An 18,371-nucleotide genomic window follows, 5' to 3' on the forward strand; every position below is an offset into this window, starting at 1 on the left:
CGCTAGTGCGGCTTACCTTCAGGTATTTGGCAATCTGTGTTCGAGACCGCCCTTCTTTAAAGTGTGCTAGAGCAAGTAAACGCATCTTCATTTGTATAGACTTCTGCTGACTAGCGAGTTTTTTAAAGTCGATGTTGTCGAGGTTATCCATGGCATTCTCGTGTAGAAATGACAGTCTCAATTAGATCATATTTTTACTTAGATTGGTATTAGAGCTAAATCCGTTAAATCAGCATTATCGTGTTAGGTGACAGTTTTCTGTCTAATCTTCTTTCACTGATTTAACTTATTGACTTTCATCCAGACTTATTGATTGTTATAGCCCCTGACCATCTAGAAGAGGCGTTAGAGCTAAATCCGTTAAATCAGCATTATCGTGTTAGGTGACAGTTTGCTGTCTAATCTTCTTTTACTGACTTAACTTGTTGATTGTTCGTTGTATTTGTGTGAATTAAGTTGCATTATATGCAACCGAAAGGCGACAGTTTATCGTCTAATAAGCGTTAGTTGCTTAGGAGGAAATTTGGCTAAATTAACAAGAAAAGAGTTACTTATTAAGCTCGAGAAAATCATAGGCTCTAGTTGCTACAACGGTAACATTCAAAACTGGGGAGCTAATGGAGAGTGGCTAGGCGAAGGGCGATCATTCCGGTATCCAATTAGAGTTAATGGCTTAAGTACGCGAAGTAGTATAAATAGTGAAGTAAGTGAGCATGATTTAAAGGCTGCGTATTACGCTTTTGGAGCAAATCAGTTGCACATTATCCGAGCACTAGATGAAGTCTTGGACTTTATTGAGTACGAGTATGAGGTCAGCATTCCGAAAGCCAAAAGTAGTGAAACAAAAGCAGGTATCACTCAAAAGACCGAGTGCACGTATTGTGGAAAATTCGTTGTAGATATTGCATTACATGTTAGTCAAAGCCATAACGAACGTTGGCAAGAATACATCTCACTAAATGACGTTTCTACTCATTTACAGGGAAGAATAAGATGCAGTGGTTGTGGTTCATTCTTGAAATCAGTCAAAAATCATCATGAAAAATGTCCGCAAACTTTAGAACGCAACTAACAAGCATTTAAGAGGGATTCACAACGCGTGGCATGTTGATTTTAGTGATTAAGGTGGTATGCGGAAGCATCGTATTGTGTTGCTCACCACTTAAGCGGGCATTATATTTTATTTTGGTTAGGATGAAAAAATGAAAAACATTAAGATAATAAAGGGAGATTTCTCGGGTGAAACATGGAGCTTAGAGAAAGATCGAATTGAGATAGGGTTTTATAAAGTAAGGCAAATTCCTCTTTCTGAGGTAGTCGAACTAAATAAATTAGAAATCACTAAAAAGGAGCATTTCGTAGAGTTTTCGTTAGCAGATGGGAAAAAATTTACCTCTTCAATGAGTGAGAAAACATACGAATCATGCTACAAATCATTTGTCGAATTAGGTAATCAACCTAAGAATGTGAGCTTACCTGTACATGGTAAATCCAAGTCGAATGTTATTTGGTCTGGACTTGGAGTCTTATTTTTAATTGGGCTTTTCGGTGGCGGTGAGCCAGAGAAAAAACTCATGACTTCTGAAAAAGCGGCCCTTTGCAAAGCGTATATTGGAGAAATTTTTAATCAGCCAACAGCTAGAATTGATAACTACAAAAATTCTGAGGGGCTTGTCTATGTTCGATATATTCGCGCTTCAGATAATACAGCTTGGAGTTACGTTTGTGATGTTTCTGGAGGGAGCATGCTATGGGCTGCTTGGATTATCGATAGCCAAAGTTGGGGTCGTTGGCGCTATGAAGATGAAGTGAAATTGAAGTACAACGAAACTTCAAAGAAAATGGCTTTTACAATGGTTGATACCGGAAACAGAGTAGAAGTACAGTTGTAATGCCTTAAAATATAACAAACGTTCAGATACCTTTACTAGTTTTGTATAAATTCAATATATTTATGCGCCTTTCTAAGGGCGACTTAATTAACGTAAGTCGCATTTTTTATCGTCTCATTAGCGCCAAACAAAGTCATTTTGAGTGCGTATAACGTTACTTGTCTATTTTTGACTATGCTAAGTGTTTGTTTTGTTAGGTTGTTAGGCGGTTTTATAAATCCGCGTGTTGGGAGTTCGAATCTCTCCACCACTGCTGAGATTATTCCGTTAATCGATGGAACTCAGCAGGTTATTGTAGATATAAAAAAACCACTCTATTGAGTGGTTTTTAAAATATCAGCTGTACAGATAATTACTTCAGGATTGCTTCATTGCCGTTTTCACGGATGTGTTTAAGCATGCCTTTAACGCCGCGCGCGCTTGACGCAACTACGTTACCAGATTTCATGTAGTCAGTACCGCCAGCAAAGTCAGTAACGATAGCGCCAGCTTCGCGAGCAATCAATTCACCCGCAGCGATGTCCCATGGCTTTAGGCCAAGCTCAAAGAAACCATCAACGCGGCCAGCAGCTAGGTAACATAGGTCTAGAGCAGCAGAACCAGTGCGACGGAAGTCAGCGCAGTCTACGAATAGAGCAGACATGATCTTTAGGTAAGATTCAGAGTGTTGCTTCTGTTTGTACGGGAAACCAGTTGCCAGAACTGTGCCTTGAAGGTCTTTAAGTTGCTTAACACGGATACGAGCGTTGTTTAGCTGAGCACCAGCACCACGTTGAGCGGTGAATAGTTCGTTTAGCATTGGGTCGTATACACACGCTACTTCTGTTTTGCCTTTAATGCGAACAGCGATAGATACAGAAAAATGAGGTAAACCTTTTACAAAGTTTGTTGTGCCATCCAGTGGGTCGATGATCCATTGAACGTCTTGGTCTTTACCTTCGATGACGCCATTTTCTTCAGCAACGATACTGTGATCAGGGTACGAAGCCTTGATTGTATCGATGATCATAGTTTCCGCTTCTTTGTCTACGTTAGTAACAAAGTCATTCGTGCCTTTTTGAGTAGATTCGATCTTCTCAACATTTTCTAAAGATTTAGCAATATGATTGCCAGCTTTTCGTGCAGCACGAATAGCGATATTAAGCATTGGATGCATACTAATTTCCCAACGGATGTTAAAGAACAGAAAAACGGGCGGCAGTATACCAGATAAATAGCCAAATGGAAGTGGTTAGTTTTTGTACTTTCAGTTTTAATCGCGAAAAGGGTCTGACCATTTTACTCAGGTATATGGTACTATCTTGCGGCTCGAATTTTACTCTTGGAAATCATTAATGCTCAACAACGTAAAAGTTGTCCTCGTTGGGACATCTCACTCTGGCAACATCGGTTCAGCTGCTCGTGCAATGAAGGTTATGGGCTTATCGAATCTGGTTCTCGTTGATCCTCAGTGTCGCGTTGATGAACAGGCTATTGCTTTGGCCGCAGGGGCAGCCGATATTGCACAAAATGCCACAATTGTAGATGACTTAAATGAAGCGGTTGCTGATTGTGCATTAGTTGTCGGTTCTAGCGCACGTTCGCGCACGTTAGAGTGGCCGATGCTTGAACCTAGAGAATGCGGTGAAAAATTTGTCTCTGAAGGTCAAAACTCACCCGTTGCACTGGTATTTGGTCGCGAACGTACAGGGCTGACAAATGATGAACTTCAAACTTGTCATTATCACGTGTGTATTCCCGCCAACCCTGAATACAGTTCACTCAACTTAGCAATGGCAGTTCAGACGTTAAGCTATGAAATACGTATGGCGTATTTAGAGCGTGAGCAAAGTCAGTTCGCCAAGCAAGAAGAGTTAGAGTACCCAAGACACAAAGAGCTGGAATTGTTTTTTGCACACCTTGAAAAAGTGGCAAAGGATACCCAATTTATCAGTGAAGAACAGCCAGGCAAAGTAATGAATAAACTACGACGTTTGTTCAACCGCGCAAGGCCGGAAGCACAAGAATTGAATATTCTCCGTGGTGTGCTTACCGCGATAGAGAAGCGTATCTCTCAGTAGTCTATAACCACAATATGATCAGGGATAAATACTTGAGTAATTTAGTCAATTAAATACTTGACCATTTTACTCAGGTATGAAAGAATTCATACCACATAAACGGTGTGGATATGGTGTTATATGAGACTTACATCTAAAGGAAGATACGCAGTGACAGCCATGTTAGATGTGGCTCTGCACTCACAGCAAAACCCAGTGCCTCTGGCTGATATTTCAGAGCGTCAGGGTATTTCATTATCTTATCTAGAGCAGCTTTTCTCAAAGTTACGTAAAGCTGGTTTAGTTGCGAGTGTGCGTGGACCAGGTGGTGGTTACCGCTTAGGTGAAGATGCACATTCGATTGCGATTGGTACAGTGATCGCAGCAGTGGACGAATCTGTTGATGCTACCAAATGTAATGGTAAGGGAGATTGCCAAGGCGGTTCACGCTGTCTTACCCATACCTTGTGGCGAGATTTAAGTTCACGTATCAGTGACTTCTTAAACAACATCACGTTAGGTGAGTTGATGAAAGACAACGAAGTCATCGAAATTTCAGATCGACAAGATCTCGATCTTGCCGTTAATCATGGGTTTGCTACTAAAAATACAAACACCGCACCCATCGGTGTTAACGTCCGCTCTTAAGCGGTTTGCCTGTTACATTGGAGTAGAGAATGAAACTGCCTATTTATTTAGATTATTCAGCGACCTGTCCTGTTGATCCTCGTGTAGCTGAAAAAATGGTTCAGTACATGACTATGGACGGTACGTTTGGCAACCCAGCATCACGTTCACACCGTTACGGCTGGCAGGCAGAAGAAGCGGTAGATACAGCTCGTGAGCAAGTCGCTGATCTACTAAATGCAGATCCACGTGAAATCGTATTTACTTCGGGCGCTACTGAGTCAGATAACCTTGCTATCAAAGGTGCTGCTCATTTCTATTCGAAGAAAGGCAAGCATGTCATTACTTGTAAGACAGAGCATAAAGCAGTTCTAGATCCATGCCGTCAACTTGAGCGTGAAGGTTTTGAGGTTACTTACCTAGAGCCTGAATCAAACGGCCTTATCGATCTTAAAAAGCTAGCAGCAGCAATGCGCGAAGACACGGTTCTTGTTTCTATCATGCATGTAAACAACGAGATTGGTGTGATTCAAGACATCGCATCAATCGGTGAACTATGCCGTGAGCGTAAGATCATTTTCCATGTAGATGCTGCTCAATCTGCGGGTAAGTTACCTATTGATGTGCAAGAGATGAAGGTTGACCTTATCTCTATGTCGGCGCATAAAATCTACGGCCCTAAAGGTATTGGCGCACTGTACGTACGCCGTAAGCCTCGCATTCGTTTGGAAGCTCAAATGCACGGCGGTGGTCATGAGCGAGGTTTCCGTTCAGGCACACTTCCTACTCACCAAATCGTTGGTATGGGTGAAGCGTTCCGCATTGCTAAAGAAGATATGCAGAAAGATTTTGACCATGCACTAGCGCTACGTAATCGTCTACTTGATGGCGTTAAAGATCTTGAAGCTGTAACGGTTAACGGTGACTTAGAGCAACGTGTACCGCATAACCTAAATGTGAGTTTCGCATTCGTTGAAGGCGAGTCACTGCTTATGTCGCTAAAAGACCTAGCGGTTTCTTCTGGCAGCGCATGTACATCAGCAAGCCTAGAGCCATCATATGTACTACGTGCTCTTGGCCTGAACGATGAGTTAGCACACAGTTCAGTTCGTTTCTCATTTGGTCGTTTTACGACAGAAGAAGAAATTGACTACGCAATTGAACAGATTCGTACTGCAGTGATTAAACTGCGCGACATGTCTCCTCTATGGGATATGTACAAGGAAGGAATTGACCTAGATACGGTTGAGTGGGCACACCACTAATCGCAGGTTATTCCCAGGAAATAGATAGAGGATTCGAGGTAAATTATCATGGCATACAGCGAAAAAGTAATTGATCACTACGAGAACCCACGTAACGTTGGTTCATTTGACAAAGAAGACCCATCGGTAGGTAGCGGCATGGTTGGTGCTCCTGCGTGTGGCGACGTAATGAAGCTTCAAATCAAAGTAACACCTGAAGGTATTATTGAAGATGCGAAGTTTAAAACATACGGTTGTGGTAGTGCGATTGCATCTAGCTCACTGGTTACTGAGTGGGTTAAAGGTAAGAGCATTGATGAAGCTGCGGCGATTAAAAATGCTGAAATTGCAGAAGAGCTAGAACTTCCACCGGTGAAAGTACACTGCTCAATCCTAGCGGAAGACGCAATTAAAGCAGCGGTAGCTGACTACAAGAAAAAACACCAACAATAAGTAATCGGTATATAATAGGAGGTTCATCCTCCTATTCCATTCGCAATATAGACAAACTAGGGTGCAGTATGGCCATCACAATGACAGAAACCGCGGCGAGTCGCGTTAAAACATTCTTAGAAAACCGAGGCAAAGGCATTGGTTTACGCTTGGGTGTGAAGACGACAGGCTGTTCTGGAATGGCGTATGTACTTGAATTTGTTGATGAGCTTAACGAAGAAGATTCAGTCTTTGAGCACGACGGCGTAAAAGTGATAATCGATCAAAAAAGCCTAGTGTATTTAGATGGCACTGAATTGGATTACGTTAAAGAAGGCTTGAATGAAGGGTTTGAATTTAATAACCCAAATGCGAAAAGCGAATGCGGTTGTGGTGAAAGCTTCAACGTTTAATTGATAGTCCCTGTGGGCGTTCAGGCCCACAGGGTTATTGCCAAGGACCGAACTCTCCATGAATTACTTTGAATTATTTGGGCTACCAAGTCAGTTTCAACTGGATGGTAGCCTTCTTTCTTCACAGTTCCGTGAACTTCAAAAACAGTTCCATCCCGATAATTTTGCCACGGCTTCAGAACGAGATCGTCTCATGGCGGTACAAAAAGCGGCTGAAATTAACGATGCGTACCAAGTGCTAAAAAAGCCAATCTCACGCGCTGAGTACTTGTTGGCGGAGAATGGTGTTGAGATTCGAGGTGAACAACAAACACTGCAAGATCCTATGTTTCTTATGGAACAAATGGAATTGCGTGAGGAACTTGAAGAGATTTCAGTAAGCTCGGATCCTGAAGAAGCTCTGTTCGACTTTGAATCTAAAGTGAGCAAAATGTTTAAGCAGCAGCTTACAGCTGTAGAGCAGGAGCTTAATGACTCAGATTGGCAGCAAGCGGCTGACCGAGTCCGAAAGTTAAAATTTATTGCCAAACTTCAAAACGAAATAGGACTAGTGGAAGACAAACTCCTCGGCTAGTGAAAAAAAGGACCACCCATGGCACTACTTCAAATTGCAGAACCGGGTCAAAGCTCGGCGCCCCATGAGCATAAACTTGCAGCTGGTATCGACTTAGGTACGACTAACTCGCTAGTTGCTTCTGTGCGTAGTGGTGATGCTGCAACATTAAAAGATGAACATGGCCAGAGTATCTTACCTTCGGTAGTGAACTATTCTGGAGATACACCTCAAGTGGGTTATGCAGCTAAAGCGAAAGCAGAAGTGGACCCTGTAAACACTATCATCTCCGTAAAACGCTTACTGGGTCGCTCTCTAGAAGATATTAAAAATCGTTACCCAAGTTCTCCGTACCAGTTTAAAGCGAGTGACAGTGGTTTACCTATCATTCAAACCGCGAGCGGCGACAAAAATCCAATAGAAGTTTCTGCTGACATTCTAAGAACCTTAGGTCAGCGAGCTGAGCAAACATTAGGTGGCGAGCTTGCAGGGGTGGTTATTACTGTTCCTGCCTACTTTGATGATGCTCAGAGAGCGGGTACCAAAGACGCGGCTAAGCTCGCTGGCTTACACGTCCTTCGACTGCTTAACGAACCAACAGCAGCTGCGATCGCTTACGGTCTTGATTCAGGACAAGAAGGTGTTATTGCGGTTTATGACCTTGGTGGTGGTACGTTTGATATCTCGATTCTTCGTTTATCAAAAGGTGTCTTTGAGGTTTTAGCTACGGGTGGTGATTCGGCGTTGGGCGGTGATGATTTTGACCACTTGTTTGCTGACTACCTCATCGAAAAAGCAGGTTTGACGACCCCTTTATCTGCCGAGCACAACCGTATTGTGTTAAACGTAGCGACTCAAGCAAAGATCGATTTCTCTGCACGAGAAAGTGTTGATGTTGAAGTGCTGGGGTGGACTGGGACGGTTAGTCGTCAAGAATTTGAAGCTCTGATTCAGCCGTTAGTTAAGAAAACGCTGATGTCATGCCGTCGTGCATTAAAGGATGCAGAAGTCGATACCGATGATGTTCTGGAAGTGGTGATGGTTGGCGGATCTACTCGCGCATTGCTGGTTCGTGAAATGGTGGGTGAGTTCTTTGGTCGTTCGCCATTGACAAGCATTAACCCTGATGAAGTTGTAGCGATTGGTGCTGGTATTCAAGCGGACATTCTCGCGGGTAACAAACCTGATTCAGAAATGCTATTGCTGGATGTTATTCCACTATCGTTAGGCATTGAAACAATGGGTGGATTGGTTGAGAAAATTGTTCCACGTAATACCACCATTCCTGTTGCACGAGCACAAGAGTTTACGACCTTCAAAGATGGTCAAACTGCTATGAGTGTTCATGTTGTACAAGGTGAGCGCGAAATGGTCGATGATTGTCGTTCACTTGCACGTTTCTCTTTGAAAGGTATTCCGCCAATGGCAGCAGGTGCTGCGCATATTCGTGTTACCTACCAAGTTGATGCAGATGGCTTACTCTCGGTTACCGCCATGGAGAAAAGCACCGGTGTTCAGTCGGAAATCCAAGTGAAACCCTCTTATGGATTGAGTGATGATGAAGTCGCCACCATGCTAAGAGAATCAATGACTTATGCGAAAGAAGACATGCAGGCTCGTGCTTTAGCAGAGCAGCGTGTTGAAGCTGACCGCGTGATTGAAGGTTTGATTGTTGCAATGCAGGCAGATGGTGATGAACTCCTTTCTGAGCAAGAACGACAAGTACTGCTTCAAGCGATTGAGTCACTCATTGAGCTACGAAATAGCGACAGTGCTGATGCAATAGAACAAGGTATCAAAGATACTGACAAGGCGAGCCAAGACTTCGCTTCTCGCCGTATGGATAAATCGATTCGAGCTGCACTGTCAGGTCAATCAGTAGATGATATTTAAGAGATAGAGTTATGCCTAAGATTATCGTATTACCGCATGAAGATTTGTGCCCAGAGGGCGCGGTTTTAGAAGCCAAGACAGGTGAAACGGTCCTTGATGTTGCGCTAAAAAACGGCATCGGTATTGAACATGCGTGTGAAAAATCATGTGCTTGTACTACATGTCATATTGTTATTCGTGAAGGTTTTGACTCTTTAGAAGAGAGTGATGAGCTTGAAGACGACATGCTAGATAAAGCATGGGGTCTTGAGCCTGAGTCGCGCTTAGGTTGTCAGGCAAAAGTCGCTGATGAAGATTTAGTTGTTGAGATTCCTAAATACACACTAAACCATGCATCGGAAGACCATTAATCGTCTCAACCCGACCACCCATCATAACGCTATAGTAAGGAAGGTAAGTAATGAAATGGACAGATTCTCGCGATATTGCTATTGAGTTATGTGATAAGTTTCCTGATACAGATCCTAAAACCGTTCGTTTTACTGATTTGCACCAGTGGATCATGGAACTTGATGACTTTGATGATGAACCAAACCGTTCGAATGAGAAGATACTGGAAGCTGTGATCCTATGTTGGATGGATGAAATGGATTAACCCTAGCGGTAAACCCCTTTCAGTTAACAAAATTTACTAAAAAAAGCGGACCTTATGGTCCGTTTTTTTATCAATTTCACATTAAAGTGTTAACATCCAGTGGTAAATAGAAGAAGGCGTAGACAACGCCAGTAAAGACAAGGAGAAACCATGTCTACACAGATGTCAGTATTTCTAAGCCAAGAAGCTGCAGCCCCTCAATGGGGAGCTAACGCGATCGTTTCATTTTCTGATCACGGTGCGACTATCCACCTTGTTGAAGAAGACGATCTTGGCACGATTCAAAAGGCGGCTCGTAAACTTGATGCTCAAGGCGTGACGTCTTTAACTCTCGCTGGTGAAGGTTGGAACTTGGAAAACGTTTGGACGTTTCACCAAGGTTACCGCGGCCCTAAAAAAATTAACCAGCTTGCATGGCAAGAACTTGCACAGGCGGATAAAGTAGAGCTAGAAGCGCGTATCAAAGCGACCGATTTTACGCGTGATATTATCAACAAGACTGCGGAAGAAGTGGCGCCTCGTCAGTTAGCGACTATGGCTGCTGAGTTTATTAAATCTGTTGCTCCAGAAGGTACAGTAACGGCTCGTATCGTAAAAGATAAAGATCTGCTAGCGGAAGGTTGGCAAGGTATTTATGCGGTCGGACGCGGTTCTGAGCGAACCTCTGCAATGCTTCAACTTGACTTTAACCCAACAGGCGATGAAAACGCCCCTGTATTTGCTTGTTTAGTTGGTAAAGGGATTACGTTTGATTCAGGCGGTTATAGTATCAAACCATCGGGTTTAATGACTGCGATGAAAGCGGATATGGGCGGTTCTGGTACCATCACAGGTGCTTTAGGCTTAGCCATCATGCGTGGCCTAAACAAACGTGTAAAACTCATTCTTTGTTGTGCAGAGAACATGATCTCTGGTCGTGCGCTTAAACTTGGCGATATCATCACTTACAAAAACGGTAAGACTGTTGAGATCATGAATACTGATGCTGAAGGTCGCCTTGTGCTTGCGGATGGACTAATCTACGCGAGTGAACAGAACCCACAACTGATCATTGACTGCGCAACCCTAACTGGAGCTGCGAAAAACGCTTTGGGTAATGATTACCATGCGCTAATGAGCTTTGATGACGAACTGTCTCATCAGGCACTCATAGCCGCTCGTGAAGAGAACGAAGGTTTATGGCCACTGCCGCTTGCAGAGTTTCACCGAAGCATGTTGCCATCTAACTTTGCTGACCTGTCAAACATCTGTAGTGGAGACTACTCACCAGGTGCTAGCACAGCGGCGGCATTCCTGTCTTATTTTGTGCAAGATTACAAGAAAGGCTGGTTACATTTCGACTGCGCTGCAACGTATCGTAAAGCGGCAACAGATAAGTGGGCCGCAGGTGCAACAGGCGTAGGCGTACGTAGTTTGGCTGCTTTGCTCATGCAGCAAGCGAGCAAATAACATTAAGAGGCCGCAGAGCCTCTTCTATTAAAACAAAGATAAAACGAAAGGATACCTTATGGCTCTTGAAAGAACTTTTTCTATCGTTAAGCCCGATGCAGTAGAACGCAATCTCATTGGTGAAATTTATCACCGCATTGAAAAAGCAGGTCTACAGATCATTGCAGCTAAAATGGTTCGTCTAACTGAAGAGCAGGCGAGTGGCTTTTATGCAGAACATGAAGGCAAAGCGTTTTTCCCTGCACTGAAAGAATTTATGACTTCTGGACCAATCATGGTTCAAGTACTTGAAGGCGAAAATGCGATTGCACGCTACCGTGAACTTATGGGGAAAACTAACCCAGAAGAAGCAGCATGTGGCACCATTCGTGCTGATTACGCTGTCAGCATGCGCTATAATTCTGTTCACGGTTCAGATAGTCCGGAATCAGCAGCTCGCGAAATCGAGTTCTTCTTCCCAGAGTCGGAGATTTGTCCTCGCTAAGCTAAGGACAATAGCAAAATATGAGGTGCTGCTTGTTACCGAATGAGCAGCATTTTTATTCTGAGAAAGCTTAATCAATACCAGCAAATTTACCATTTAGTTGGTGAATTAACTGCTAATATTGGTGAGACAAGTTTTTTTTACATACAGCGCACGCAAGGGTATCAGTCTTGACAGATTGTGATATACTCTGCGCGCAATTTATACCTTATTAACAGAGTAAGACAATGGCAGATTTATCGAAATACAGAAACATTGGTATTTTCGCGCACGTTGATGCGGGTAAAACTACCACCACTGAGCGTATCCTGAAGCTTACTGGTAAAATCCACAAAACTGGTGAAGTACATGACGGTGAGTCTACTACTGACTTCATGGAGCAAGAAGCTGAGCGTGGTATCACAATCCAGTCAGCAGCTGTAACGTGTGAGTGGAAAAACCACCGTCTAAACGTTATCGATACTCCGGGACACGTTGACTTTACAGTTGAAGTATACCGTTCACTTAAAGTACTAGATGGTGGTATCGGTGTATTCTGTGGTTCTGGCGGTGTTGAACCTCAGTCAGAAACTAACTGGCGTTACGCTAACGAATCTGAAGTATCACGTATCATTTTCGTAAACAAACTTGACCGTATGGGTGCAGACTTCTTCAACGTTGTTGAGCAAGTTAAGAAAGTACTAGGTGCTAACCCACTAGTTATGACTCTGCCAATCGGTCGTGAAGATGATTTCGTTGGTGTTGTAGACATTCTAACTCGTAAAGCGTACGTTTGGGACGAAACTGGTCTTCCAGAAAACTACGAAGTTCTAGATGTTCCAGCAGACATGGTTGACGATGTAGAACAATACCGTGAAGAAATGATTGAAACTGCTGTTGAGCAAGATGACGAGCTAATGGAAGCTTACATGGAAGGCGAAGAGCCAACTATCGAGCAAATCAAAGCTTGTATCCGTAAAGGTACTCGTGACCTAGCGTTCTTCCCAACATTCTGTGGTTCTGCATTTAAGAACAAAGGTATGCAACTTGTTCTTGACGCTGTAGTAGATTACCTACCAAGCCCAACAGAAGTTGAACCTCAAGATCTAACTGATCCTGAAACAGGTGAACCAACTGGCGAAAAAGCTATCGTTGATGCTGATCAGCCACTAAAAGCGCTAGCATTCAAGATCATGGATGACCGTTTTGGTGCACTAACATTTATTCGTATCTACTCTGGCCGCATGAAGAAGGGTGACACTATCCTTAACGCTGCGACAGGTAAGACTGAGCGTATCGGCCGTATGGTTGAGATGCAAGCGAATGACCGCACAGAGATCACTGAAGCTCAAGCTGGTGACATCATCGCTGTTGTAGGTATGAAGAACGTTCAAACAGGTCACACTCTATGTGATCCTAAGCACGAATGTACTCTAGAACCAATGATCTTCCCAGAGCCAGTAATCTCTATCGCTGTAGCACCTAAAGATAAAGGTTCTACAGAGAAGATGGGTATCGCTATTGGTAAGATGGTTGCAGAAGATCCATCATTCCAAGTTGAGACTGACGAAGATTCAGGCGAAACTATCCTTAAAGGTATGGGTGAACTTCACCTAGACATTAAGGTAGACATCCTTAAGCGTACTTACGGCGTTGAGCTAGAAGTAGGTGCTCCACAGGTAGCTTACCGTGAAACTATCACTCAAGCAGTTGAAGATAGCTACACGCACAAGAAGCAGTCTGGTGGTTCTGGTCAGTTCGGTAAGATCGATTACCGCATCAAACCAGGTGAGCCAAACTCTGGCTTCACGTTCAAGTCAACTGTTGTAGGTGGTAACGTTCCTAAGGAATTCTGGCCTGCAGTAGAGAAAGGCTTCGAAGGCATGATGCAAACTGGTGTTCTAGCTGGCTTCCCTACGCTAGACGTTGAAGTTGAGCTATTTGACGGTGGCTTCCACGCAGTTGACTCATCTGCAATCGCATTTGAAATCGCAGCGAAAGGCGCATTCCGTCAATCAATGCCTAAAGCAGGTGCACAGCTTCTTGAGCCAATCATGAACGTTGACGTATATACTCCAGATGACCACGTTGGTGATGTTATCGGTGACCTTAACCGTCGTCGTGGTATGATCAAAGACCAACAAGCTGGTGCTACTGGCGTTCGTATCAAAGCTGACGTTCCTCTATCAGAAATGTTCGGCTACATCGGTACGCTACGTACAATGACTTCTGGTCGTGGTCAGTTCTCTATGGAGTTCGCACGTTACGCAGCTTGTCCATCAAACGTTGCTGAGCAAGTAATCGCAGAAGTTAAAGAGCGTAACGCTAAGAAGTAATTCTTATTGTTAGCTAAATAACTTTAAAGCCCCAGTCGCAAGACTGGGGCTTTTTTATATAGGATAACGTGCTCCTAGCGCTTAGTTTCCCAGCCTACCTAGGGCTACGGCTATCAATGATGCCTAAACCTAACGAATGGCTCTCTTTTTGTTGCTTAGCCTGCTATTTCGCTATGTAGCCAGTTTGCAAAAGCAGCGATTCGATTTCGTCGAGGGGACTCATCATTGTAGAACAGGTTGAATTGGATGCCTGGGGTCATACCAATAGCAAATGGCTTAATGAGTAACCCTCTCTCTACATAGTCGGCGGCGAGTGAGTCTGAGGCTAAACAAGCGCCATGACCAGCCATAACCGCATTCATCGCATGATCGAAGGTACTGACATCCATCCATCTCACCGACTCTTTGTTCATCTCAACACCAGCTTCGGCAAACCAAGCGCGCCATGGGTAACCTCCTGATTCATAGTGAATCAACCAGCAACCAAGTAGCTGTTCGGGCGTCGATAAGTTGATTGTTTTCGCTAGGTGGGGAGAACAAAACGGGTAGATCGTTTCTTCAAATAGAAACTCTTTATGTAGCTTATGGTTGTCACTGACGTCGAGAGTATCGCCTTGCCATATAGCTAGGTCGGCATCACCCTGTTTTAGCTTGGGAGCGTCGCAACTGGTAATGATACGAATAGGGATACTTGGGTATTGAGTAGAGAATTTCCATAATCGCGGTAGTAACCAACGAGACGCAAATGACGGCGTTGAACTAACGCACAGCAAGCCTTCAACAGGCTCGCTCTGGATTTGATTTAGACCACTGATAATAGTTTCGAAGCCTTGAGAAACATGTTTAAACAAGATTTTTCCTTGTTCGGTTAAACGCATTTCTCGGCCATCACGGACAAATAGCTTACAGCCTAACCCATCCTCTAATTGGCGAATTTTTTGGCTCACAGCAGCCTGACTAATAAAAAGCTCTTCGGCTGCTCGGCTATAACTATTGAGCCTTGCCGCGACTTCAAAGTAGCGCAATCCTGGCAGGTGATGCAACCTAGCATCCATATACTGTCCCTATGTATTCTTGTGGCAAGTGAGCATCATAATCGCTTTACTTTATGCCGAAAAGTAAAAAGGAGAGCGTAGGCTCTCCTTTTAAATCTCAGTACAAAACTACTCTTCCCACACGACGAGCTGACCTTTAGGCCAGTTGTGCCCAATCTCGTGGTATTTTTGCTCAAGAACATGACGTTTAATTTTCAAAGTCGGAGTCAAGATACCATTCTCAATGCTCCACGGATCTTTGATCATTAAGACGCCTTTTATCTGTTCGTGAGACTCTAGCTCGGCGTTCATTCTCTTGATGACTTTTTTCGTCGTACGCTCATAACGGGCACGATCAAAATTAGGGAAATCATGAGGAACCACAAGCAAAATTGGCGCTGGAAGTCCCAGACCAATCAGACACATCATTTCTATACGGCTGTACTCGAACAGTTTTTTCTCAATTGGAACAGGGGCGACAAACTTACCTTTAGCTGTTTTAAAGGTATCTTTTTTACGTCCCTGAATGTTTAAGTATCCTTCGCTGTCTATAGAACCAACATCACCAGTGTGTAGCCACCCTTCCGAGTTAAATGACTCTTGAGTCGCGATGTCGTTCTTATAATAGCCGGAGAATAAACCTTTTCCTCGGACCATGATTTCATTGTCTTCGGCAATTTTCAGTTCAATACCGGGCCCAGCATTACCAACACTACCGATTTTGTCTGCACGGAATGGGTAGTTAAGTGTGCTGTAGGCAAACGACTCAGTCATCCCCCAAGCTTCTGTGATGTTCAGGCCGACGCTGTGGTACCACTCAAGTAACGCCGGAGACACTGGGGCAGAACCACAACCTAGCACGCGTGCTTTGTCCAAACCGAGTCCATCTGCGAGTTTCTTCTTAATCAAAGAGTTAACAAATGGAATTTTGAGCAAGATGTTCAGTTTTTTCTGCGGCAGTTTATCTTGAATACGCTGTTGGAACAGGGTCCATAGTCGAGGCACTGAGATAAACAATGTGGGTCTTTGCATTTTTACATCTTCGATAAAAGTATCGAGAGACTCAGGGAAGGCAGTCTGAACTCCCCCCATGATCGAAGAACCGAAAATATAGACTCGCTCTGTAATATGGGCGAGTGGTAAATAGGAGAACAGACGATCATTCTCTTGAATGCCGATGTGATTGATGAGTTGTTGGACCGACCAACTAAACGCGCCATAAGTGAGCATTGCGCCTTTAGGTACCCCCGAAGTGCCGGAAGTATAAACTAACGACATCAATTTATCGTCGTAATGCTCAGGACGATACTGGCTTGGTTCACAATCAGCGATCAACTGTTTAAATTGGTATTGGCAACTTGGTGCAGAGTCATACGGCAGAGCGATGGTGATAAGATCAGGCATCGTGTCGATCACTTGCTGTGTTGCTGCTGCATCATCAAGCTTACCGCCAATCAGCGCTTTACTTTCACTGTGCGTCAGACAGTATTCGATGGTATCAGCACCCGCGGTTGGGAAGATCGGCACGCTGACAAAGTCACCAAGCGTCATGGCTAAATCACAGATAAACCATTCGGCACAGTTTTTTGATACCAGTGCAACTTTGTCACCTGGCTGGATACCCAAATTATTGAGTGCTGTGACTAGCTTTAGTGCTTGATCGGCAACTTCCGCGTAGGTGAACTCGATAAACTGGCGGTTGATAATTTGTTTAAGATAAACCTCATTAGGGCGCTCCGCTGCCCATTTTAGGATCATCTCGTTGGGTGGTGGGAGAGCACAGGTTGGTTTGCTTAACTCGTTAGGCTGAATCATTCTCTAACTCCGTGTTATTGGCAAAATTATGGTTATTTTTGTTGTTAATAGATTGTTAACTCTAGCATGGTAAATAAATAGGAGGAAAGCACTAAGAGTAAGTTTAGGAGTTTCTTGTGACCAGCGCGTGATTAGTGAAGTTGACGATAGACTGCAGGGCTAATCCCCGTCTTTTTTTTGAAAATGCGGGAGAAGTAAGAGACATCGTTATAGCCGCACTGGAAAGCGATAAAAGATATTTTCTCTTTGCGCTCATTGGTTAGCAGCTGCTTAGCGAAATTGATTCTTTTGAGTGTCAGGTAATCCCGGAAACTGACTCCAATCGTTTTGTGAAAAAACTTAGAAAAATACGTCACTGAGTAGTGACAGTATTCTGCTACGTCCTCTTCTCTAATCGTTCTTGAGAGGTTCTTATCGATATACCTCAGCATTTCAACCAGATCTTTGTTGATATGTTTTTGTTGATGGTTCTCTACTAACTTATGGATATTAAGGATTTCTTGGTGTTTTGAAAACTGGTAGTAGACCTGCTTATTGAGTTCATCACTCCAAGCCCGAGAGTCATCGTGATTGAGGTTAAAGGTTGAATAAACCACATCCAATTCAGCAATTTCTTGGGGGAGTCCATTGTCGTATACCACGATTAGATTTTTATCTAGGTTTTGACAAAGCTTTGCGGCAGTCAGAAACAGTGAGTGAAAAGAGGCTTCGTAACAGAAAAAACAGAAATGTATTTCAGATTCACTAAGGACAGACACATCATACCCATAGTCGAGAATATGAAAGTATCTTTCCAGATCTCGAACGATATCTTTGGCGATGTACGTCACCGATTGTCCGAGCCAGTAACCTTTGTGCAACACATCCACTGTGTAAAGTCCTTATTTTGTTTTAGTTTTAATCACACGAACTGTACCAATTAGCTTAGTATGTTAATTGATATTAACCAAGCTTCTTATTGGGCGACTGAATGATTAGTCGGTGTTTTAATGTGATTAATATCACTTAAGTGCAGTGGTCGGCTTTCTGTCAAGTATCAAAAGTGAGAATGGGTGGCTTTAGTTGAGTGGCTATATAGTAGTAACTAAAAAGTGCTTTGTAAGCGCATTAAATTAAAAAGAAAGTATATGAAGGACTATTCTTTGAATAAATAGCCTAATTTTAGAATTTGCTTATTTGACGAGCGGATGTACTTATTTTTTCTGATAGTTAATGGCAAAAAAGTACCAAAGATAGCCAAAATAATCCTAACTGTTATTGCTCAAATAAATCTAAATTATCAATAAGCGAAATGGCTTAATGAACTTTGGAAGGAGACAAATCATGAGCAAGCTTATTAAAAATATTTCTGAATTTATGAAAGACGAAGAAGGCTTAACGGTTGTGGAGTACGTTGTTGGTGCAGGTTTATTGGTAGCCGGTCTAGCAGGTATTTTTGGTACTTTCAGTTCTGCACTAGAAGCACAGCTAGGTACAGTTCTTGATAATGCGCCAGATGGTTCAGGTAACTAATATACCGACATAAACGCATATCCTCGCCTATAGTTGATTAAGAATTAAGTTGCCCATAACTGTGTTGTGGGCAA

General features: G+C 43.3%; 19 protein-coding genes. 15 read left to right on the plus strand and 4 right to left on the minus strand.

The window, feature by feature from the left end; translation table 11 throughout:
* Positions 1-523 precede the first annotated feature (523 nt).
* Positions 524-1,072, plus strand: coding sequence for a hypothetical protein (locus QTN95_RS04190; RefSeq protein ID WP_331416457.1), 549 nt, complete (start codon positions 524-526; stop codon positions 1,070-1,072).
* 130 nt (positions 1,073-1,202) lie between these two features.
* Positions 1,203-1,892, plus strand: coding sequence for a hypothetical protein (locus tag QTN95_RS04195; protein ID WP_331416458.1), 690 nt, complete (start codon positions 1,203-1,205; stop codon positions 1,890-1,892).
* A gap of 352 nt (positions 1,893-2,244) precedes the next feature.
* Here the strand turns inward: QTN95_RS04195 and suhB are convergent, their stop codons facing one another.
* Positions 2,245-3,048: an inositol-1-monophosphatase gene (gene suhB / locus QTN95_RS04200; protein ID WP_331416459.1), complete on the minus strand. Its 804-nt coding sequence runs from the start codon at positions 3,046-3,048 to the stop codon at positions 2,245-2,247.
* 178 nt (positions 3,049-3,226) lie between these two features.
* Here suhB and trmJ point away from each other — a divergent pair, with 178 nt between their 5' ends.
* From trmJ to fusA, 12 genes are all read left to right on the plus strand, one after another.
* A complete protein-coding gene (trmJ, locus tag QTN95_RS04205) occupies positions 3,227-3,952 on the plus strand; it encodes a tRNA (cytosine(32)/uridine(32)-2'-O)-methyltransferase TrmJ (RefSeq protein ID WP_331416460.1) in 726 nt (241 codons plus the stop codon).
* Between the two features lie 120 nt (positions 3,953-4,072).
* Entirely contained in the window at positions 4,073-4,579 is a 507-nt protein-coding gene (gene iscR, locus QTN95_RS04210; RefSeq protein WP_331416461.1) for a Fe-S cluster assembly transcriptional regulator IscR, read from the plus strand.
* Between the two features lie 29 nt (positions 4,580-4,608).
* Positions 4,609-5,823 carry an IscS subfamily cysteine desulfurase gene (locus QTN95_RS04215; RefSeq protein ID WP_331416462.1) on the plus strand — a complete coding sequence of 405 codons (1,215 nt, stop codon included), beginning with the start codon at positions 4,609-4,611 and terminating at the stop codon, positions 5,821-5,823.
* A 48-nt stretch (positions 5,824-5,871) separates the two neighbouring features.
* On the plus strand, positions 5,872-6,255 hold the full coding sequence (iscU, locus tag QTN95_RS04220) for a Fe-S cluster assembly scaffold IscU (protein ID WP_138970401.1): 384 nt from the start codon (positions 5,872-5,874) through the stop codon (positions 6,253-6,255).
* A gap of 68 nt (positions 6,256-6,323) precedes the next feature.
* Positions 6,324-6,647, plus strand: coding sequence for an iron-sulfur cluster assembly protein IscA (gene iscA, locus QTN95_RS04225; protein ID WP_038139847.1), 324 nt, complete (start codon positions 6,324-6,326; stop codon positions 6,645-6,647).
* Positions 6,648-6,705: 58 nt separating this feature from the next.
* On the plus strand, positions 6,706-7,221 hold the full coding sequence (gene hscB / locus QTN95_RS04230) for a co-chaperone HscB (RefSeq protein WP_331416463.1): 516 nt from the start codon (positions 6,706-6,708) through the stop codon (positions 7,219-7,221).
* An 18-nt stretch (positions 7,222-7,239) separates the two neighbouring features.
* Positions 7,240-9,093 carry a Fe-S protein assembly chaperone HscA gene (gene hscA / locus QTN95_RS04235; protein WP_331416464.1) on the plus strand — a complete coding sequence of 618 codons (1,854 nt, stop codon included), beginning with the start codon at positions 7,240-7,242 and terminating at the stop codon, positions 9,091-9,093.
* Between the two features lie 11 nt (positions 9,094-9,104).
* Positions 9,105-9,443 (plus strand): ISC system 2Fe-2S type ferredoxin, encoded by a 339-nt coding sequence (gene fdx, locus QTN95_RS04240; protein WP_269377734.1) that lies wholly within the window; start codon positions 9,105-9,107, stop codon positions 9,441-9,443.
* A 50-nt stretch (positions 9,444-9,493) separates the two neighbouring features.
* Positions 9,494-9,688, plus strand: coding sequence for a Fe-S cluster assembly protein IscX (gene iscX / locus QTN95_RS04245; RefSeq protein WP_138970405.1), 195 nt, complete (start codon positions 9,494-9,496; stop codon positions 9,686-9,688).
* Between the two features lie 150 nt (positions 9,689-9,838).
* The gene (gene pepB, locus QTN95_RS04250; RefSeq protein WP_331416465.1) at positions 9,839-11,137 is read left to right on the plus strand and encodes an aminopeptidase PepB; all 1,299 of its coding nucleotides are present in this window, start codon (positions 9,839-9,841) and stop codon (positions 11,135-11,137) included.
* Between the two features lie 58 nt (positions 11,138-11,195).
* Positions 11,196-11,621, plus strand: a complete 426-nt coding sequence (ndk, locus tag QTN95_RS04255) for a nucleoside-diphosphate kinase (RefSeq protein ID WP_331416466.1) — start codon at positions 11,196-11,198, stop codon at positions 11,619-11,621.
* A gap of 227 nt (positions 11,622-11,848) precedes the next feature.
* A complete protein-coding gene (gene fusA, locus QTN95_RS04260) occupies positions 11,849-13,936 on the plus strand; it encodes an elongation factor G (RefSeq protein WP_331416467.1) in 2,088 nt (695 codons plus the stop codon).
* 155 nt (positions 13,937-14,091) lie between these two features.
* On the opposite strand, the gene QTN95_RS04265 is transcribed toward fusA, so the two are convergent.
* The 3 genes from QTN95_RS04265 to QTN95_RS04275 form a co-directional block, all read right to left on the minus strand.
* A complete protein-coding gene (locus tag QTN95_RS04265; protein ID WP_331416468.1) occupies positions 14,092-14,991 on the minus strand; it encodes a LysR substrate-binding domain-containing protein in 900 nt (299 codons plus the stop codon).
* Between the two features lie 108 nt (positions 14,992-15,099).
* Positions 15,100-16,785, minus strand: a complete 1,686-nt coding sequence (locus QTN95_RS04270) for an AMP-binding protein (protein ID WP_331416469.1) — start codon at positions 16,783-16,785, stop codon at positions 15,100-15,102.
* A 131-nt stretch (positions 16,786-16,916) separates the two neighbouring features.
* Positions 16,917-17,654, minus strand: a complete 738-nt coding sequence (locus QTN95_RS04275) for a helix-turn-helix domain-containing protein (RefSeq protein ID WP_331416470.1) — start codon at positions 17,652-17,654, stop codon at positions 16,917-16,919.
* 454 nt (positions 17,655-18,108) lie between these two features.
* Between QTN95_RS04275 and QTN95_RS04280 the strand changes: the two genes are divergently transcribed.
* Complete coding sequence (locus tag QTN95_RS04280; protein WP_138970412.1) at positions 18,109-18,297, plus strand: Flp family type IVb pilin; 189 nt, start codon at positions 18,109-18,111, stop codon at positions 18,295-18,297.
* Positions 18,298-18,371 lie beyond the last annotated feature (74 nt).

The organism is Vibrio sp. M260112 (assembly GCF_036533775.1).
Taxonomy (GTDB): domain Bacteria; phylum Pseudomonadota; class Gammaproteobacteria; order Enterobacterales; family Vibrionaceae; genus Vibrio.

Coding starts and splice junctions, on each gene's coding strand:
- QTN95_RS04195 (WP_331416458.1), top strand. CDS start 1,203: ATGAAAAACATTAAGATAATAAAGGGAGATTTCTCGGGTGAAACATGG.
- suhB (WP_331416459.1), bottom strand. CDS start 3,048: ATGCATCCAATGCTTAATATCGCTATTCGTGCTGCACGAAAAGCTGGC.
- trmJ (WP_331416460.1), top strand. CDS start 3,227: ATGCTCAACAACGTAAAAGTTGTCCTCGTTGGGACATCTCACTCTGGC.
- iscR (WP_331416461.1), top strand. CDS start 4,073: ATGAGACTTACATCTAAAGGAAGATACGCAGTGACAGCCATGTTAGAT.
- QTN95_RS04215 (WP_331416462.1), top strand. CDS start 4,609: ATGAAACTGCCTATTTATTTAGATTATTCAGCGACCTGTCCTGTTGAT.
- iscU (WP_138970401.1), top strand. CDS start 5,872: ATGGCATACAGCGAAAAAGTAATTGATCACTACGAGAACCCACGTAAC.
- iscA (WP_038139847.1), top strand. CDS start 6,324: ATGGCCATCACAATGACAGAAACCGCGGCGAGTCGCGTTAAAACATTC.
- hscB (WP_331416463.1), top strand. CDS start 6,706: ATGAATTACTTTGAATTATTTGGGCTACCAAGTCAGTTTCAACTGGAT.
- hscA (WP_331416464.1), top strand. CDS start 7,240: ATGGCACTACTTCAAATTGCAGAACCGGGTCAAAGCTCGGCGCCCCAT.
- fdx (WP_269377734.1), top strand. CDS start 9,105: ATGCCTAAGATTATCGTATTACCGCATGAAGATTTGTGCCCAGAGGGC.
- iscX (WP_138970405.1), top strand. CDS start 9,494: ATGAAATGGACAGATTCTCGCGATATTGCTATTGAGTTATGTGATAAG.
- pepB (WP_331416465.1), top strand. CDS start 9,839: ATGTCTACACAGATGTCAGTATTTCTAAGCCAAGAAGCTGCAGCCCCT.
- ndk (WP_331416466.1), top strand. CDS start 11,196: ATGGCTCTTGAAAGAACTTTTTCTATCGTTAAGCCCGATGCAGTAGAA.
- fusA (WP_331416467.1), top strand. CDS start 11,849: ATGGCAGATTTATCGAAATACAGAAACATTGGTATTTTCGCGCACGTT.
- QTN95_RS04265 (WP_331416468.1), bottom strand. CDS start 14,991: ATGGATGCTAGGTTGCATCACCTGCCAGGATTGCGCTACTTTGAAGTC.
- QTN95_RS04270 (WP_331416469.1), bottom strand. CDS start 16,785: ATGATTCAGCCTAACGAGTTAAGCAAACCAACCTGTGCTCTCCCACCA.
- QTN95_RS04280 (WP_138970412.1), top strand. CDS start 18,109: ATGAGCAAGCTTATTAAAAATATTTCTGAATTTATGAAAGACGAAGAA.